Raw genomic sequence first — 17,423 nt, 5'->3', positions numbered from 1 at the left:
GATGCACTCACAGAGTATAATCATAGCCTTCTATTGTCTTAACTGCTGAATCAGCATGCCGTTTTGTTGCGCGCGAGAAAAGTCAATTAAAATGGGTAGCGCGCAGACAACATCACACCGTGATCTACCACATCTTTAATGCGCCATTCCGCACCAAATGAGAAAGCACTGCTGGCATGAAAGCGGGCAAACAGGCTCACATGCGTGAAGTCTTTATCCAGGTTGATCACCCCAACTGTACCACCAGCCTGAATTTGCGGTAGTACCCAGCCGGAGACGCCCAAGTTCAACTCTGAACCACTGCGTCCCAATGATTTGTCGTAGTTATCATTTTTTACTGACAACAGCTTAATCTGGCCCGTAATGTCAGCGAATGGACTGAGAGGGGCATTGAAGCCCAAGCCACCTTTTAGTTGCCACACATCGTCAAAGTCACTTTCGGCTTCAAAAATGGCATAAGCGTTAGGGTGTAATCGCAAGCTGGCAGCCGCACCTATGCCGCCGGGGTTCATGGGTACGCGCGCTTCCACGTAGTTATATGTGAAGTTGCTGGCGTGTACAGGCGCACTACTCAGTAGAGCGGCCGCAGTGATAGCACTTAATGTGGTGAAGAGGCATTTAAATGGCAACGGCTGTAACTGACTGTGAGTCATACGCGAGGAATCAGGTAATGTCATGATGCGAATGTTGGATCGAGTAAACGAAAATAGTGCGGTGAATTATGCCAAAAATGGGTATCGAAGACTTAGATATTAACTAGGTTATCAATAGCTGAAGACGTGAAAAATGTAACAAAAAGAAAAGGCCTGAATGGCGTCAGACCTTATAGGTATAAATCAGGCGTTGCTGCTTTGATGAGTGGCAATTATGCTCTCAGCGCTTGATCAAGATCGGCCAGAATATCATCGATATGTTCAATGCCAACGGACAAACGGATCATTTCCGGGCTGACGCCGGCTTGCTTTTGTTCTTGTTCATTGAGCTGACGGTGCGTGGTTGAAGCAGGGTGACAAGCGAGTGATTTCGCATCACCAATGTTCACCAAACGCTTGAAGATTTTCAGGCTGTCATAGAAGCGCACACCGGCTTCATAACCGTCTTTCAGGCCAAAGGACAAGATGGCAGAGGGTTTACCTGCCATGTATTTTTCTGCCAATGGGAAAAATGGAGAATTCGGTAAGCCTGCGTAACTTACCCAGCTGACTTTTTCATGGTTTTGCAGGAAGGTGGCCACTTTCATGGCGTTTTCCGTGTGCCTTTCCATACGCAGTGGCAGGGTTTCTAATCCTTGCAGTAGCATGAATGCATTCATCGGTGACAGGGCCGATCCCGTATTACGCAGTGGCACCGTGCGCGCGCGGCCAATGAATGCGGCTTCACCGAAGGCTTCGGTATACACGACGCCGTGATAAGACGGTTCCGGCTCGTTCATTACAGGGAAACGGTCTTTATGATCTGCCCATGGGAACGTACCGCCATCGACAATCACACCACCCAGGGTCGTGCCGTGACCACCTACATATTTTGTCAGTGAGTGCACGACGATATCGGCACCAAACTGAATCGGCTTACACAAAGCGGGTGTGGCAACGGTATTGTCGACAATCACAGGGACACCCTGCGCATGGGCGAGTTCTGCAATGCGTTCGATATCCACAATGTTACCGGCCGGGTTACCAATACTTTCGCAGTACACCGCTTTGGTCTTGTCATCAATGAGCGCCGCCAAGCTTTCTGGTTTATCGTCTGCCGCAAAACGCACTTCAATGCCTTGGCGAGGCAGCATGTGGGCAAATAAGGTGTAAGTGCCGCCGTACAGTTGTGGGGTCGAGATGATGTTATCACCGGCTTGTGCCAGGGTCAGAATGGCATAGTTGATGGCGGCACTGCCCGCACTCACAACCAAGCCGGCAATCCCGCCTTCTAATGCCGCCATGCGTTTTTCAAGCACGTCATTGGTCGGGTTCATGATGCGAGTGTAAATATTGCCAGGGACTTCCAAATTAAACAGATCGGCACCGTGTTGGGCATTATCAAATTCGTAGGCAACGGTTTGGTAAATCGGAGTCGCAACAGATTTTGTGATGGGATCGGTTTCATAACCGAAGTGGATCGAGAGGGTTTCGTCTTTCATTCGTCATCCTTGAATCTTGATATAAACAGGGGAAAGTATGGCAAAGCCTCCATCACTTTACTGGTTAATCATGAAAAGAATTTGATCTGGCGCAGCTTTGAATAGAGAGGTGTCGTCGGACGAGAGGTTCTGGATATGAAAAAGCGCGACCGAGGCCGCGCTTGTGAATTTGTTATATCATTCAGTTATTTGCTGAGCTATTTTGCTTTGTACGGCTTATATAGACACAACGACATCACGATACCAAAACACACCCCTTGGGTGATCATCGCAGTACCTCCGTAACTGAAGAATGGCAACGGACTCCCCATAACCGGTAGCACGCCGCTGACCATGCCCATGTTGATAAAGGCATACAGGAAGAAGCTCAGCGCAAAGGTCCCACTCACCAAGCGGTTGAACGGGTTTTCACACTGGCAAGCCAGCCAAATCACACGGCCAGTAATGAACAGGTACAAGCCCAACAACAACAAGCTGCCAAAGAAGCCCCATTCTTCTGCATACGTCGAGAAGATGAAGTCGGTGTGACTTTCAGGAATGAAGCCAAGGTGACCTTGTGTCGCGTTCATCCAGCCTTTACCGCGCAGGCCGCCAGAGCCAATGGCAATTAGCGATTGAATGATCTGATAGCCCGCACCAAGTGGGTCGGATTCCGGATCCAGAAACTGCGTCACACGTTTTTTCTGGTAGGCTTCCATCACGAAGAACCACAACAGCGGTACAGCAGTGGCAATGCCCCCTAAAAACGAGCCGATGATTTTCCAGCTCATGCCAGCAAAGAACAGCACGAACAGCGCATAGATCACGGTGAAGATCGCACCGTCCAAGTCAGGCTGAATGAAGATCAATCCCGCCGGTACACCGGTTACCAGTAAACATACCGCGATCTTTTTCAGATCCGGACGGCCAGCATCAACCACCAGTAACCAGGCGACCATCAAGGGTACCGCTACTTTGACGATTTCTGACGGTTGGAAACGGATAGGGCCCAGCGCCAACCAGCGCTGTGAACCGTTGGTACTGTCACCCATCACGATCACCCCGAGCAGCAGGACAACCGCCAAGCCATACAGGTACGGTGCAGCCAATTGATATTTTAATGGGGGTATCGCTGACATAAACAGGATACAAGTGATGGCGATCAGTGCGCGGACAAGGTGACGTTCCAGCATAGGTTCACTGAAACCACTGGCGCTCCACACCGTTAATGAGCCCAGCAATATCAATAAGGTAATTGCCAGCAGTAAAGGGTAATCAATTCTGGGTCTGTATTTGAACATAACAGCGATTCAACAAAGTAACGAAAAGGGGTCGCAGGTGCGAGTCATGTTGCGCAGGATCCATTGCCATACGAATCGGTAGGCTGATGGAACCGCGAAATGCAATTAAGCGTAGGTGTGGTGAAACACACGCTCTGTCAGCGTGCGATATTGCAGATTGGCATCTTTCCAGCCCTGAAGACGGTGCTGATCGTGCATCAGTTGATAAATCGGGGTTGGAAGCAGGGTATCGGTCATTGCTGTGCGTACCCATGACTGAATTTCAACACGGCGCGGCAGTTGTGGCAGCGTGGTGCTTGGTAAAAAGGGTTTATTCGCGTTATCCAGCACGCGGGACGATGACAGTGAAGGACAACCCGCAATCCAAACGGATGCGTGTGAGTGTGGGTAAGCCAGTGCACAGAATTCATCGGACGTGTCGTCATGATGACGACGGGTTTCTAAAAACTCGGTGAATCCATTGATATCGTGACCGGCCGACGTCTGATTCGCAGACAAAAACGGCTGGTAACAGGCAAGCAACGCTACGAGCGATAAGCCAAACAGCATAGAAAAGATCGGCGGTAATGTGACGTGTTTTTTCATTGCCTGTTCTATATCAGAGGGAGTGGTAATAACCGCTTCTTGCCGCGTTGCTCATTATTATTGAGCAGGGGCAAAGTAAAGTAACTGTTGAGTAAAAAAATGCAATATTTTCGTTCACTTCAGCGACCAGTTTTTGTGCGGCTGCTCGCTTATTGTGCAAGTCATCAAAGGATGGCGAAAAAACGCGGGTTGCTATACTTGGGAGAGACCATCAATAGACTGCGTAATGACAGTTAAATGCGTCAGGTTTTTTGAATGAGGTTCGTGAGAGAAATAACGACAGGCAGGTGAAATGTGAAGCAGATTTTGAACATGTTGAAGACAATGCACACCACGTTGAAGAAGCGGCTGTCAGCCCTTGTGATGATTGGCGGTGTTGTCGTGTTAAGTGGGGCCATGGTCGGGTGCTCAAGCAATCCGTATGGGGATTCCTATGGCGTGGCAGACACACGTTCCATTCAGCAAGTGCGTTACGGAACTATTATGAAAACCGAGCCAGTCACCATTGAAGGGGAAGGCCAAGGTGTCGGTGCCATTGCCGGTGCGGCAGTTGGTGGGATTTTAGGTTCAAAAATCGGTGGGGGATCGGGCTCTGATATTGCCGCAATTGGTGGTGGTTTACTGGGGGGTTATGCCGGGAGTAAAGCGGCGGAAGGCGTCACCCGTCGTAATGGGGTGAACTTGACCATTAAGATGGACGACACCGGAGAGACCATTGCCATTGTGCAAGAAGCCAATCCAAACATGATGTTCACCGTTGGACAACGTGTGCGTGTGAATGTGGATGGCCGTACCGCACGGGTGGTGCCTGAGTAATTCAATACATGAATGAGACAAGGGCTTTGAGTACAGACTGACACAACGCCACAGTGAATGCTGTGGCGTTGTTGATCATTGGCCGTTGTCGTTGATTGACGTTGCGCACGGAACGTATTGTTTGTACTGTAATATCAACACATTGGCAGAAGCCACTTATTGATAGGTATTCACCAAGATGACCGTTCGTTGTGAATGCATGCGATGTACGCAATACATAAACAGAGGAGCAGTATGAACACATTATCTGCCGTGGTCGTTGAGCCGACGGTTACCGCAACGGCCGCAGTGATTTGGCTGCATGGGCTGGGATCTAATGGCCATGACTTTGAAGCCATTTTACCGGAGTTAATGCTACCGCCTGAGGCGCCAATTCGGTTTATTTTTCCTCATTCCCCTTCGATTCCCGTCACCATTAATGGTGGTATGGTCATGCCGGCTTGGTACGACATTTTGTCAATGGGTGCCGGGCGTGAAATTAATGACGATCAATTACGCGCTTCTGCCGATCAGGTCGCGACCTTGATTGATCAAGAGCGCGCAAAAGGGATCGCGAGCGATCGGATTATTCTGGCTGGTTTTTCTCAAGGTGGCGCGGTCGCGTATCACACGGCATTGACGTATCCGTTTCCGCTGGCGGGTTTGTTGGCGTTGTCGACCTACTTCCCAACCGCTGAGACAATCACGGTGAATGAAGCGAACCATGCACTGCCTATTGAGATGATGCATGGTCGATTTGATCCGGTGGTGTTTCCGGCGCTGGGGAAAGACGCGTTATCGGCGCTGCAAGGGCTGGGCTTTACGCCGAATTGGCGTGAATACGATATGGAACACCAAGTGTGTTATCCGCAAATCGTGGATATCGCGACGTGGATACGACAGCGTTTTCAGATCTAACGACAGATTGAATGCCATTGTGAGCTGCACGGTTTTATCGACATGGGCATTATGCAAACCGTGCAGTTTATCGATAGATAGCGAGCGGGATTATTTCCCTGCAACTTTCTCTGCCAACAACCCTTGTAGGGTGTAGATGTTGGTTTTACCGCTAAATTCAAAGTCCAGCGGCTCTGATTGACCCGATACCCAGATTTTTAATTCAGCATCCAAGTCAAAATGGCCAGTGGTTTCCACGTTGAACATGGTGATGGACTTATAAGGCACAGAACGGTACTCAATTTTCTTACCGGTCAGGCCTTGTTTATCGATCAAAATCAGACGGCGGTTGGTTAACACAATCATGTCGCGAATGAGTTTATAAGCCAACTCAATGGTTTCACTCTCACCCAGAATGGTCGATAACTCTTCGTATGCGTCATCTTGGCTCATTTCACCGGCATTGCCGATCAATGCATCAAATAATCCCATTGGTGTCTCTCCTTAGCTCAAGGCTAATTTACGTAAATAGGTTGGTACAGTCGCTTTACTGGTTTTGCTTAGCTTGTGCATCGCATCAAAGGTCAGCGACGGGGTGCGGTATTGATGCTGAATGTCTTCCAGCATACGCAACCATAAACGGGCGGTCATTTCGGCATCGGCCAATGCCCGGTGGAAGGTTCCGTCATTTTCAATGTCTAGCGTATTCACCAGCGTCCCCAATTTATGGTTGGATGCGTGTTGGTACAAACGGCGAGCAATCAGCATAGAGCAGGCAAATTCACCGTTATAACGGCGGCCAATGCGCTGCAGTTCCGCATCCAGGAAACGTTGGTCAAAAGAGGCGTTGTGGGCAATTAAGTTGTAGCCCTGAATGAAATCTGCAAAGTCATTCATGACAACGTCGCATGGCTGTGCGTCTGCCAGCATGTAATTGCTGATCCCGGTATAACCCTCAATGAAACTGCTGACACGGAAACCCGGATTCATCAGTTGCTGGAATTGATCGACCACCTGACCGTTTTCAATTTTTACTGCACCGATTTCAATAGCGCGATCACCCATGTTGGGGGACAGGCCGGTGGTTTCAAAGTCCAACACGATAACCGTGTTCGCAGACTGTTTTTTCACATGGATACCTTTTGCTTTGTTGCTGTGCGTTTCGTTTTGCTAAGAACGGCACAGTGCGTATTTGCTACTGCTCGCCAGTATACATGACCCCTTATGTAAGGTGTAACACTGTAAAAAGTGAATTCGTGATATGGGTTTCATCCGCTATGAGTAGGGCTGGATGAGGAACGTCAAAATACGTACGGTGAAAGGTCATTGTCAAAATGGCACAAGAGAAGGATCCTCGTCATGTTAATCAGAGAAGCCAACAGTGACGATGCGCCACAAATGCATGCGTTAAATCAACGGTTGGATCAGGAAACAGCGTTTATGTTGTATGAGCCGGGCGAACGTACAACCACATTGGAGCAACAGGCGAACCGATTACAGCAACTCAATGAGGGCAATACCAGTGTGATGCTGGTGGCCGTCGAGGAAACATCCGGAGAGATTGTCGGTTATATCGGTGGTCTGGTGAATAACTTGTCACGGGTACGCCATGTCATGCGCTGTGTGATTGGCATAAAGCAGGCGTATTGCGGGCAAGGCATAGGTCGACAGTTATTTTCTGCCCTTGAAACGTGTGCAAAGGCACGTGATATACAGCGTCTGGAACTGACGGTGATGGCGCACAATGTTCAAGCACAGCGATTATATATCGCGATGGGGTTTGAAACAGAGGGCGTCAAGAAAGGGGCTATTTTTGTTGGCGGGCAGTATGTTGATGAATGGCTAATGGGAAAGTGCTTGGGTTCGTTGGCAAGATGAATAGTAGGGTTGACCTGTGACAAAGCGGTCGATGATTGCAAATACATTGCTATTGATTGGCGTTATAAGCGTTTGGCTTTTGGGATGGCAGGGTTATCACCGTTTTCAAACGCAGGCATTTTGTGTTGATGTAAATGCACTATTGTCAGTCGATGTTCAAGTAAGTGATTTACAGACAATCAATACTCACGCTCACTTGCCCGGTTCTTTTGATAAAGCGCTCTCTGATTTTGCAACGCGATATAGTTTGACGCCTTTGTCTGACACTTATGAAGGTTTATCTTCTGGTACAGGACAGAGGGCCTTTGGCAAATCAAGCATACTGTCAAAATGGGTCTCAACAGGGTATTGCGTTATTGATCTTAAGGGTATGACGACGCGATATAGCAAGTAGGATCCTAGATAGAATGCTGATAGTGATGTGAATAGCCATACTGTACTGACGTGTCAAAAATGAAAGATTGTTACAGCGCAATTCGGTAAGTACCTGATGTTGGATCACGGTTTAGCTGGTTTTTTATGCATCTACCCCTTTAGGGTAGTTTAAAGCGGTAATTGATTTACATCATATGTTCATTTTTGTTCATAAATCACAATTGGGTCAGTATTACAGATAATGGCTGGAACTGATTATGAGCAAGCTCAAACTGGTGATCGTCGGTAATGGCATGGTAGGCCACCGTTATATCGAAGATCTCGTTGAGAAAACGGACGTCTCGAAGTATGAGATCACTGTTTTCTGTGAAGAACCCCGGGTCGCTTACGACCGTGTTCACCTTTCTTCTTATTTCTCTCATCACACTGCGCAAGAGTTGTCTTTAGTTAAAGAAGGCTTTTACGAAAAACACGGCATTCAAGTATTGTTAGGCGAACGTGCCATCAATATTCATCGCCAAAACCGCATCGTCTATTCCTCTTCCGGTCGTGAAATCCAGTACGACAAACTCATTCTTGCCACTGGCTCTTACCCATTTGTTCCGCCTATCAAAGGTCATGAAGGCAAAGATTGCTTTGTGTACCGCACCATTGAAGATCTTAAGCAAATCGAAGCATGCGCGAAAAACAGCAAAAGCGGCGTCGTGATTGGCGGTGGTTTGCTGGGCCTAGAAGCGGCGGGTGCCCTGAAAGCCCTTGGTATGGATACCCATGTGGTGGAATTTGCCCCGAAATTGATGGCTGAGCAATTGGACTTGGCCGGGGGTAATCAGCTTCGCCAAAAAATCGAGCGTATGGGCGTAAATGTCCATACCAGCAAAAACACACTGGAAATTGCTCCAGAAGGCACAAGCGCCCGCAATGTGATGCGTTTTGCGGATGGCACCGAGCTGGAAACCGACTTCATTGTGTTCTCTGCCGGTATTCGTCCGCAAGATAAGTTAGCCCGTCAGATGGAGCTGGATATCGCTCCGCGTGGCGGTATCGTGATTAACGATCACTGTCAGACTTCAGATGAAAACATCTATGCGATTGGTGAATGTGCGTCTTGGAATGGCATGTTCTATGGCTTGGTTGCGCCGGGCTATAAAATGGCGACTGTTGCGGTTGATCACCTGCTAGGCGACACCGGCAGCAAGTTTGAAGGGGCTGACATGTCTGCCAAATTGAAGCTGCTGGGTGTGAAAGTCGGCTCTATTGGTGATGCTAATGGCCGTACACCGGGTTGTAAAAGCTATGTCTATCAGAACGAAGAGCAGGAAGTGTACAAACGCCTGATTGTTTCTGAAGACAATAAAAAGCTGCTGGGTGCCGTGATGGTGGGTGACACCGCTGATTATGGTGATCTGTTACAGCTGATGCTGAACGAAATCGACTTGCCTGAGCATCCTGATGCCTTGATTTTACCTGCCCATGCGGGCGCAGAGAAACCGTCATTGGGAGCAGATGCCTTGCCTGAAAGCGCAGTGATTTGTTCTTGTTTTGATGTGACCAAAGGCAAGATCGCCCAAGCCGTCGCAGAAGGCCATCACACCATTAGTGATATTAAAGCCGTTACAGGTGCAGGCACAGGTTGTGGCGGTTGTATTCCATTGGTGACGTCGGTACTGAATGCAGAATTGGCGAAAGCCGGCGTGGAAGTGAAGAATGATGTGTGCGAGCACTTTGCCTATTCACGTCAGGAACTGTTCCACCTTATTCGCATTGATGAAATCAAAACCTTTGACGAGCTGCTTGAGAAGTACGGCAAGGGTTACGGTTGTGAAGTGTGTAAGCCGCTGGTGGGCTCAATTCTGGCCTCTTGCTGGGGCGAGCACATCCTCAAGCCACAGTTGGTGAAACTGCATGACACCAACGACAACTTCCTTGGCAACATTCAAAAAGACGGTACGTATTCCGTTATCCCTCGTATGGCGGGCGGTGAAGTTACCCCACAAGCACTGGGCGCACTCGCTGCCGTTGCTGAAGAATACAGCCTTTACACCAAAGTGACCGGTGCCCAGCGTATTGGCCTGTTCGGTGCACAGAAAGATGATTTGCCTGAGATCTGGTGCAAGCTGATTGATGCCGGTTTTGAGACGGGTCAGGCGTATGCCAAAGCACTGCGTATGGCGAAGACTTGTGTTGGCTCAACCTGGTGTCGCTACGGCGTACAAGATTCTGTTGGTCTGGGGTCCTTTATCGAGAACCGCTACAAAGGCATCCGTACCCCTCACAAAATGAAGTTTGGTGTGTCGGGTTGTACTCGTGAGTGTGCCGAAGCACAGGGTAAAGATCTTGGTATTATCGCGACGGACGCTGGCTGGAACATGTACGTGTGTGGTAACGGTGGTATGAAACCGCGCCATGCGGATCTGCTGGCGAGCGATTTGGATCGCGAGACTCTGATCAAATACATCGACCGTTTCATGATGTTCTACATCCGTACTGCTGCGCCACTACAGCGTACTTCTGTGTGGATGGAAAACATGGAAGGGGGCGTGGATTACCTGCGTGACGTTATCGTGAACGACAAACTGGACATCAACGCGCAACTTGAAGCGGATGTTGCCAAGTTGGTAGATGAATACGAGTGTGAATGGACGGCAACGATCAATGATGAATCGCAGCTGACCCGTTTTGCCCACTTCATTAACTCCGACCAGCGTGACGACAACGTGGCCTTTGTGCCTGAGCGTGAGCAGCACCGTCCAGCAACTTACACCGAAAAACACCCTGATGCGAAAGGCGACATCTTACATGTTGCACTGACTGATGCATCGTTAACAGAAGCCTAAGCGAGGTGGATTATGTCATTTGAAACGATTTGCCAAATCAGCGACATCGTACCGGGCACGGGTGTGTGTGCACTGGTCAACGGTGAACAAGTTGCGGTGTTCCGTCCGACGGAAGCAGAAGCGGTATTGGCTATCAGCAATACCGACCCGTTCTTTCAATCCAACGTACTATCGCGTGGATTAATTTGCGAACACCAAGGCGCGCTGTGGGTGGCGAGCCCATTGAAAAAACAGCGTTTTAACCTGACGACCGGCGAATGCATGGAAGACGCACGTTTCAGTGTGAAAGCCTATCAAGCCCGCGTGGTTGAAGGGATGGTGGAAATCGCCGCGTAAAACAAAAAGATTTAATAGCTTAAAGGCTTCTTTAAGGAGCCTTTCACTATTCAATTTTCATTTTAACTTTTTGGGAGAGACATGATGTCTTACTTAAAACCGGCTGAATTTGTCCAAACAATGATTGATACGGGCGAAGCAAAAGTACGTACAGGCACGCGCGATCTGATATTACGCGGCATGATGGCGGGGATCATCCTTTCGCTGGCAGTTGTAGTCGCGATTACCACGATCACGCAAACGGGCATTGGCATTGTCGGGGCGCTCGTGTTCCCGGTGGGTTTTTGTATCTTGAGCCTGATGGGGTATGACCTGGTCACGGGTGTGTTTGGTCTCGCGCCATTGGCTAAATTTGATAACCGTCCGGGTGTGACGTGGGGGCGTGTGCTGCGTTGCTGGGGTTGGGTTGGTTTGGGTAACCTTATCGGTTCGCTATTGGTCGCGGGTTTGATTGCCTTGTCTTTGACCATGAATTTCAGCGTAGAGCCGAACGCGGTTGGCCAGAAATTTATTGCGGTCGCAACAGCCCGTACTGTGGGGTTTGAAAATCTGGGTATGGACGGTTGGATCACCTGTTTTGTACGCGGCATTCTGTGTAACTTGATGGTGTGTCTAGGCGTGATCGGTAACATGACCGCCCGTACAGTCGCAGGCAAAATCGCCGCCATGTGGTTGCCTATTTTTATCTTCTTCGCGTTGGTCTTTGAGCACGCCGTGGTGAACATGTTCCTGTTTCCGCTTGGCATGATGTTGGGCGCTGACTTTGGTATTGCTACGTGGCTGAACTTCAACCTGATTCCCACCATTTTGGGTAACATCGTGGGTGGTTTGCTGTTCACCTGTATTCCGCTTTATCTGACACACGCACGTACCGCACCAACGATCGACATGAATACAGAGACGTCAGTAAAAGCAGAAGGTGCATTCAGCGCGAAATAAAGTGTGATTTTGCTTCGTATCGCCCCATGCTTGTTCGGTCTTCGAGTGAGCGTGGGGCGAAACCAAGACGTTGTCTACTTAGGCCTAGTCTTAACCAAACCGTTTAAACAGCTTGTGAACCAGAACCAGACAAAAAGTGATAATAACAAGTGCCATTGCTGCGAATAATCGCTCGTCACAGTGTCACTTCTTATTTTCAAATTTAGAGAGAGATGCTGTGATGAGCACATGTCAGAATCATTTACACCGTGGTTTCGTGTCGTTGGTCGGAGCAGGACCGGGTGATCCGGATTTGTTGACCGTAAAAGGTTTTCGTGTGATCCAGCAAGCGGAGGTGGTTGTTTATGATCGCCTGGTGTCAGCAGACATTCTGGCGCTTGCCAATGATCAGGCTGAAAAGATTTATGTGGGCAAGCAACTGGATTATCACTGTGTGCCGCAAGATCAGATCAACCAACTGCTTGTCGACAAAGCCCTTGAAGGTAAACGCGTTGTGCGCCTAAAAGGTGGGGATTCGTTCATTTTTGGCCGTGGTGGTGAAGAATTGGAAACCTTGGCTGAGCATGGCATTGATTTTGAAGTAGTGCCGGGAATAACGGCGGCGGCGGGGGCAACGGCGTATGCCGGGATTCCGTTAACACACCGCGATCACGCACAAGCCGTGCAGTTCATTACTGGCCATGTACAAAAAGACGGTAAAGAAATGGACTGGCAAGCTGTTGCACAGTCGAATGCCACCTTGGTGTTTTATATGGGCTTGAAGCAAAGTGGGTATATTGCCGATAAGCTTCTGACGCATGGGCTATCCGCAGAGATGCCTTGCGCCATTATTGAAAACGGTACCCGACCAGAGCAACGCGTGTTCCGATGTGGGTTAAGTGAGCTCCCGAATGTCGCCAAGCAAGCAAAAAGTCCAGCTTTGATTGTGGTGGGTAGCGTGACGGCGTTGCATGAGAAGTTGGATTGGTTTCACGGCGACGCATAATGCAATAAAAAGAGAATGAAGAAAGCGGCGATATCGAGATGATAGATATCGCCGCTTTTGTATGGGGCGTGAAAAGGTACTCGCAGCTAGGCTTGTGTTTGACGACGACGCCAATAAGCCAGTGCCAGCGCACCCAATCCCAAGAATCCTAAAGAAGACGGTGCAGGGACAGAGAAAACCGTTGGATTCACAAAATGTAGGTTCAGATCCCAGTGTTGATGGCCTTTAGCGCCGACAAAGGGCAGTAACCATGCCGCACCACCAAATTGTAGCGGTAATTTTTTGTTGTCTCGTTTATCGCTGGCGCCATCACCAAATTGAAAGACAAGAGGCTTGCCATTCTTTGAACCAAACAGGCTCAATGCATCAAACATCTTTTCCTTACCGTTGATTTTGGTCACTTTGATGTAGCTGTCAGGCCCGATACCCGTAAAGAAGTCGATGTCACCGTTACCCGGTGTCGGTGCCGTGTTGAGATCATTGGCAGTATTGTCACGGCCACCTCCACCACGTTTATAGGCTTCTTTGTGGCTAAACGAATGGAAGTCCATATTGACTTCAGCTAAATCCCCAATAGGGTTTTTGGCTTGCATCGACAAGTTCGCTGTCCACATGCTTTCATCACTGTGGTCATTATAAAACGTGAATGTCCCTTTCTGGATATTAAAGTATTGTCCACAGGTCCCTTTGCTGAATTTATGTTTATTTGTCCATAAGCCGTGTGGCCCGCCATTACAGTTCTTAGAGGTGGCATTGATAACATCGTACATAACGGCTGCTTGAGACGTGCTTGTAAAGGCAAAAGAACCGACACACAACGCGGCTAGAGCTATTTGTTTCATCATCATTCTTCTCCTTTAAAATGATTGATATTCATACTGCTGAATTGTATTTAGTTGCATATAGATAAGCATGGATGATGCCAATATTTTTAACTCAATAAATTCAATGATTTAAAACTAAACACTCAAATGTGCGCATGATGGCTGTAAAAAAAGCTGACATGAATGGGGCGTATGTATTTCCATGTAAGTGTGGTTAATGGAGTAAAAATGAGACGGCAAAGAACGCATTGCGGTCAGAAAGTAACGTTTCTCGCAAACCCAGTATTTATGTCGGTATGTTGATTGTGTTTAAAACACAGTTCGATACGATGCAGGCGGTTTGAAACGTCACGTAAGGAAGCGCAAATGGAATTACAAAAAGGCGGTAACTGTGCATTAGCGGCATCACAAGGCACGATTTATATTAAACACTCTGCATCGTCACAGGTGGATGTTAACTTAACGGCATTTTTACTGGATGAAACCGGTAAAGTGTTAGGGGATGAAGGCATGGTGTTTTTCAATCAGCCTGCTGATCCGCAACATATCGCCCGCTTTACTGCCCCTAAAACATCTGCTGATCAGACCGTGCATCAGCTAGATTTTTCCTTGCGCCCAGCCAGTCAACCCATCGCAAAAATTGCCATTACGTTAACGGAAGATAAGGGAAAAGGCTTTGCCGGACTGGACTTAAGCGCAGAAGTCCACTGCAACGGCACGGTGACGGTTTTAACGCCTCAGTCATTTACCACCGAGAAAGGGATCATTGTTGCAGAGGTCTATCTGCGTAATGGGCAATGTAAGTTGCGTTCTGTTTGGCAAGGGTTTGCGACAGGACTTGCGGGTCTCTGTGGGATGTACGGCATTGAAGTAGAAGCTGAGCCGGAAACAGAGTTAGCACCTAGTCCGACGCCTGCACCAACTTCAGTACCAATATCTAAGCCCACACCTGCACCCAGTGTAAATTTCCAAAAAGTCAGCGGTAAGGTGGATTTGACCAAAGGCCAAAAAGCCGTATTGATTGAAAAAACACCTGAGATTACGGCGTCGATTTCCTGGAACAGTGGAACTGACTACGATGTGTATGCATTGGTGTTATTGAATGATGGCACACAGGTGGATGTCGCCACCTTTGGTGCCGAAGGGGTACCTGCACGGCCGAATTTTGATAACGGTGCGGTCAGACATGGCGGTGATGTGAAGCAAGGGAAATCCAGCTTCTTCAGTGAGAAACCAAAAATCAGTAAAGAAGAGATCAAAATTCGCTTGAATGATCGCATTAAAGCGGTGGTACCGGTTGCGTATTCTGCACAATCTAATGGTTCAGGTTCATTTTATCGGTATAAAGTCTCAATGATGATTGATAACCATCAAGGGACAGAAATCCATATTCCAGCTGAAAATGCGAATCAGAATGACGCTATTTATACGTGTGTACCCGGGATCATCATCAATACGCCAGATGGGGTGATGATCAAAGCGTTAGAGTATTACAGCCAACAAGGGTCAGAAAATCGCCCTATTTTATTTGTGAATGCGCAAGGTGAAGTAGATGTACGGATGGATATCGGTCCGATGAATGACTACAAATAGTCACGTTTGATAGCAAAAGCAGAAAAGACAAAACGGGAGGCATCATTGCCTCCCGTTGCTATTTTACTCTAACAACCAGTCAGTTCTCAGAGACAGAGAATGCATGTTGAAAATAGGCCAGCGCCAAGGCTTGGGCTTCATGATGAATCGTCACGTCTTCACGCTCGCGTAAAGTCAGGTAGAACGCAATGATTTTCTCAAACGCCATGATCAATGGGGCTTTTTCTGGCTGCACGATGGTCTCTGTCAGCAGTGAAGCAACATCCGGCATACGTTTTTCTAAGTGACGTACACCCGATGGGGTAAGACCACGTTGTTGTAACGCCAGCGGTGAAAGCACCATGCCACGTAAGAAAGAGAGAAACTCCACCGCTTCAAAATACTCACCACGGGCAATCTTTGTGGCAGCGTAATGGACCCAAACCCAAAAACGATCTTCTACCCATTGCGGTGTTGGACATGGATAGTGTGGGGTAGATTGCGCGTAAATTGCACTGAGTTGACCGTCACGCTCCCACACCACTTTGGTGTCATCCACACGCACAGCAGCATCCGGTAATGCGACAAACTTAAAATCCACATGCAGCGCGTGTGGGGCAAATAATGCAATTACCAAACGGGGTTCACCGACGTGCTCACCAGTAAAAGCGGCGACTTTGCCTTCTAATTGTTCGATAAGTGTGAAGCGTTCTTCCATCACCGCAGCGTAGTCATCAGGATTAATAGCAATGACCAAATCTAAGTCACTGTATTGATCCATAGTGTCAGACGCATACGAACCACTGGCCCCAATACCGACGATACGTGGGTCTTGAGTAAATACCGCAAGGATATGAGAAAGCAGCTGCTTGTGAGAGTGAGGGAGTGATTGTGGATAGTTCATATTTTACCTGTTTACCTTTTCCATAATTCGATACGTATATCGATGGTGTGAACCGTCCAATGACCAGACGGTTAGTGCGGTAAAATTCACGCAGCATTACAGGGTAATGGAACCCGATAAGTTTCGCAATCACTTGATAAAAAAATAGAGCCACACAGGTGACTCTATCAATGTCTATTCTGTCAGGATGCGTTTATCTGCATTGACTACAGATGATTATGTAGGAATCGCGGCTGTCTGAAATAGGGCATAGGCATCGTGCACACCCTGAATCAGCATTTGCATGCCGATAACGGTCAGGATCAATCCCATCAGGCGCGTAGTAATACTGATGCCACTCTCACCGATTTTGCTCACCAGTTTTTGGCCAAATAAGAAACACACGAAGGTAATCAAACACAGTGTCGCAAAGGCGGCAATCGTAATGACAATATGTAGCATGTCGCCGGATGCGGAATAGTTCATGGCGGTCGCAATGGTGCCTGGACCCGCTAAAATCGGCAGGGCAAGGGGAGAGATAGCGATGTCTTTTCCAGCGTTCTCATTGTTTTGAGCGTCGCTTTCATCGTTGCTGGTGGAATGCATTTTAGAGGCGTTACCTTGTAACATATGATAACCCACTAAAAAGACTAAAATGCCGCCGGCAAGTCGAAGTGCTGGCAAGGTGATGCCAAACACACTGAAGATGCCTTTACCGAGTAAGCAAAATGTCGCAACGATAAAAAAGGCGGTGGTTAAGGCTTTAATGGCGGTATTGCGGCGTTCAGAAGCGTTTTGACTGCCGGTTAAACCGACAAAAACGGCGGTATTGGCAATCGGGTTCATCATGGCAAAAAAGCCCATGAAAACGGTAACGGTGAGGGTAGCAATATCATGTATCACTGCAAGGCCTTCCTTTACTAACAAATAATTATACCTATTTAACAACTTTAGTCGTGGTGAAGCGAACTTTTTGTGATTTTAGTATCTATTTTGTATGGTTTTAGACCATATATTGATGGCGCGCCGTTACGCAGGCTGAAACCTCGCGAATAAGATGGTCATGCTAATACATGGCTGGCGCAGAGAGGCTGAGATTGGCG

Annotated in this window: 18 protein-coding genes; 9 read left to right on the top strand and 9 right to left on the bottom strand. The window is 48.2% G+C overall.

What is annotated here, in order from left to right; genetic code table 11:
- Positions 1-86: 86 nt before the first annotated feature.
- From ABT58_RS06715 to ABT58_RS06700, 4 genes are all read right to left on the bottom strand, one after another.
- On the bottom strand, positions 87-677 hold the full coding sequence (locus ABT58_RS06715; protein WP_146147173.1) for a hypothetical protein: 591 nt from the start codon (positions 675-677) through the stop codon (positions 87-89).
- Positions 678-865: 188 nt separating this feature from the next.
- Positions 866-2,134 (bottom strand): O-acetylhomoserine aminocarboxypropyltransferase/cysteine synthase family protein, encoded by a 1,269-nt coding sequence (locus tag ABT58_RS06710; protein ID WP_047873519.1) that lies wholly within the window; start codon positions 2,132-2,134, stop codon positions 866-868.
- 197 nt (positions 2,135-2,331) lie between these two features.
- A complete protein-coding gene (gene rodA, locus ABT58_RS06705; RefSeq protein WP_047873518.1) occupies positions 2,332-3,414 on the bottom strand; it encodes a rod shape-determining protein RodA in 1,083 nt (360 codons plus the stop codon).
- 105 nt (positions 3,415-3,519) lie between these two features.
- Positions 3,520-3,999, bottom strand: coding sequence for a hypothetical protein (locus ABT58_RS06700; RefSeq protein ID WP_047873517.1), 480 nt, complete (start codon positions 3,997-3,999; stop codon positions 3,520-3,522).
- 336 nt (positions 4,000-4,335) lie between these two features.
- Here ABT58_RS06700 and ABT58_RS06695 point away from each other — a divergent pair, with 336 nt between their 5' ends.
- Both ABT58_RS06695 and ABT58_RS06690 read left to right on the top strand, forming a co-directional pair.
- Complete coding sequence (locus tag ABT58_RS06695; RefSeq protein WP_047873671.1) at positions 4,336-4,815, top strand: outer membrane lipoprotein; 480 nt, start codon at positions 4,336-4,338, stop codon at positions 4,813-4,815.
- A 234-nt stretch (positions 4,816-5,049) separates the two neighbouring features.
- Entirely contained in the window at positions 5,050-5,712 is a 663-nt protein-coding gene (locus ABT58_RS06690) for an alpha/beta hydrolase (RefSeq protein ID WP_047873516.1), read from the top strand.
- A gap of 90 nt (positions 5,713-5,802) precedes the next feature.
- On the opposite strand, the gene ABT58_RS06685 is transcribed toward ABT58_RS06690, so the two are convergent.
- Positions 5,803-6,183: a PH domain-containing protein gene (locus tag ABT58_RS06685; protein WP_047873515.1), complete on the bottom strand. Its 381-nt coding sequence runs from the start codon at positions 6,181-6,183 to the stop codon at positions 5,803-5,805.
- Between the two features lie 12 nt (positions 6,184-6,195).
- Positions 6,196-6,822, bottom strand: coding sequence for a 3'-5' exonuclease (locus ABT58_RS06680; RefSeq protein WP_047873514.1), 627 nt, complete (start codon positions 6,820-6,822; stop codon positions 6,196-6,198).
- 228 nt (positions 6,823-7,050) lie between these two features.
- Here ABT58_RS06680 and ABT58_RS06675 point away from each other — a divergent pair, with 228 nt between their 5' ends.
- From ABT58_RS06675 to cobA, 6 genes are all read left to right on the top strand, one after another.
- A complete protein-coding gene (locus tag ABT58_RS06675) occupies positions 7,051-7,569 on the top strand; it encodes a GNAT family N-acetyltransferase (RefSeq protein WP_047873513.1) in 519 nt (172 codons plus the stop codon).
- A 31-nt stretch (positions 7,570-7,600) separates the two neighbouring features.
- Positions 7,601-7,963 carry a hypothetical protein gene (locus ABT58_RS24005; protein ID WP_146147172.1) on the top strand — a complete coding sequence of 121 codons (363 nt, stop codon included), beginning with the start codon at positions 7,601-7,603 and terminating at the stop codon, positions 7,961-7,963.
- A 238-nt stretch (positions 7,964-8,201) separates the two neighbouring features.
- The gene (gene nirB / locus ABT58_RS06670) at positions 8,202-10,781 is read left to right on the top strand and encodes a nitrite reductase large subunit NirB (RefSeq protein WP_047873512.1); all 2,580 of its coding nucleotides are present in this window, start codon (positions 8,202-8,204) and stop codon (positions 10,779-10,781) included.
- Positions 10,782-10,793: 12 nt separating this feature from the next.
- Positions 10,794-11,117, top strand: a complete 324-nt coding sequence (nirD, locus tag ABT58_RS06665; RefSeq protein WP_047873511.1) for a nitrite reductase small subunit NirD — start codon at positions 10,794-10,796, stop codon at positions 11,115-11,117.
- Between the two features lie 84 nt (positions 11,118-11,201).
- Entirely contained in the window at positions 11,202-12,056 is an 855-nt protein-coding gene (locus tag ABT58_RS06660; RefSeq protein ID WP_047873510.1) for a formate/nitrite transporter family protein, read from the top strand.
- A gap of 220 nt (positions 12,057-12,276) precedes the next feature.
- Positions 12,277-13,041 carry a uroporphyrinogen-III C-methyltransferase gene (gene cobA / locus ABT58_RS06655; protein WP_047873509.1) on the top strand — a complete coding sequence of 255 codons (765 nt, stop codon included), beginning with the start codon at positions 12,277-12,279 and terminating at the stop codon, positions 13,039-13,041.
- Positions 13,042-13,127: 86 nt separating this feature from the next.
- Here the strand turns inward: cobA and ABT58_RS06650 are convergent, their stop codons facing one another.
- Complete coding sequence (locus tag ABT58_RS06650; protein WP_047873508.1) at positions 13,128-13,886, bottom strand: PEP-CTERM sorting domain-containing protein; 759 nt, start codon at positions 13,884-13,886, stop codon at positions 13,128-13,130.
- Positions 13,887-14,231: 345 nt separating this feature from the next.
- Between ABT58_RS06650 and ABT58_RS06645 the strand changes: the two genes are divergently transcribed.
- Complete coding sequence (locus ABT58_RS06645; RefSeq protein WP_047873507.1) at positions 14,232-15,458, top strand: TerD family protein; 1,227 nt, start codon at positions 14,232-14,234, stop codon at positions 15,456-15,458.
- A gap of 79 nt (positions 15,459-15,537) precedes the next feature.
- On the opposite strand, the gene ABT58_RS06640 is transcribed toward ABT58_RS06645, so the two are convergent.
- Both ABT58_RS06640 and ABT58_RS06635 read right to left on the bottom strand, forming a co-directional pair.
- Positions 15,538-16,341: a nucleotidyltransferase domain-containing protein gene (locus ABT58_RS06640; protein ID WP_047873506.1), complete on the bottom strand. Its 804-nt coding sequence runs from the start codon at positions 16,339-16,341 to the stop codon at positions 15,538-15,540.
- Between the two features lie 216 nt (positions 16,342-16,557).
- Positions 16,558-17,220, bottom strand: a complete 663-nt coding sequence (locus ABT58_RS06635; protein WP_047873670.1) for a MarC family protein — start codon at positions 17,218-17,220, stop codon at positions 16,558-16,560.
- Positions 17,221-17,423 lie beyond the last annotated feature (203 nt).

The sequence above is a fragment of the Photobacterium aphoticum genome, from assembly GCF_001029435.1.
In the GTDB taxonomy this organism is placed as follows: Bacteria; Pseudomonadota; Gammaproteobacteria; order Enterobacterales; family Vibrionaceae; genus Photobacterium; species Photobacterium aphoticum.
This window is presented reverse-complemented; position numbering and strand designations above follow the sequence as displayed.

Excerpts from the sequence above, each read along its gene's own strand:
- ABT58_RS06715 (WP_146147173.1), bottom strand. The coding sequence starts at position 677 with ATGACATTACCTGATTCCTCGCGTATGACTCACAGTCAGTTACAGCCG.
- ABT58_RS06710 (WP_047873519.1), bottom strand. The coding sequence starts at position 2,134 with ATGAAAGACGAAACCCTCTCGATCCACTTCGGTTATGAAACCGATCCC.
- rodA (WP_047873518.1), bottom strand. The coding sequence starts at position 3,414 with ATGTTCAAATACAGACCCAGAATTGATTACCCTTTACTGCTGGCAATT.
- ABT58_RS06700 (WP_047873517.1), bottom strand. The coding sequence starts at position 3,999 with ATGAAAAAACACGTCACATTACCGCCGATCTTTTCTATGCTGTTTGGC.
- ABT58_RS06690 (WP_047873516.1), top strand. The coding sequence starts at position 5,050 with ATGAACACATTATCTGCCGTGGTCGTTGAGCCGACGGTTACCGCAACG.
- ABT58_RS06685 (WP_047873515.1), bottom strand. The coding sequence starts at position 6,183 with ATGGGATTATTTGATGCATTGATCGGCAATGCCGGTGAAATGAGCCAA.
- ABT58_RS06675 (WP_047873513.1), top strand. The coding sequence starts at position 7,051 with ATGTTAATCAGAGAAGCCAACAGTGACGATGCGCCACAAATGCATGCG.
- ABT58_RS24005 (WP_146147172.1), top strand. The coding sequence starts at position 7,601 with ATGATTGCAAATACATTGCTATTGATTGGCGTTATAAGCGTTTGGCTT.
- nirB (WP_047873512.1), top strand. The coding sequence starts at position 8,202 with ATGAGCAAGCTCAAACTGGTGATCGTCGGTAATGGCATGGTAGGCCAC.
- nirD (WP_047873511.1), top strand. The coding sequence starts at position 10,794 with ATGTCATTTGAAACGATTTGCCAAATCAGCGACATCGTACCGGGCACG.
- ABT58_RS06660 (WP_047873510.1), top strand. The coding sequence starts at position 11,202 with ATGTCTTACTTAAAACCGGCTGAATTTGTCCAAACAATGATTGATACG.
- cobA (WP_047873509.1), top strand. The coding sequence starts at position 12,277 with ATGAGCACATGTCAGAATCATTTACACCGTGGTTTCGTGTCGTTGGTC.
- ABT58_RS06650 (WP_047873508.1), bottom strand. The coding sequence starts at position 13,886 with ATGATGAAACAAATAGCTCTAGCCGCGTTGTGTGTCGGTTCTTTTGCC.
- ABT58_RS06645 (WP_047873507.1), top strand. The coding sequence starts at position 14,232 with ATGGAATTACAAAAAGGCGGTAACTGTGCATTAGCGGCATCACAAGGC.
- ABT58_RS06640 (WP_047873506.1), bottom strand. The coding sequence starts at position 16,341 with ATGAACTATCCACAATCACTCCCTCACTCTCACAAGCAGCTGCTTTCT.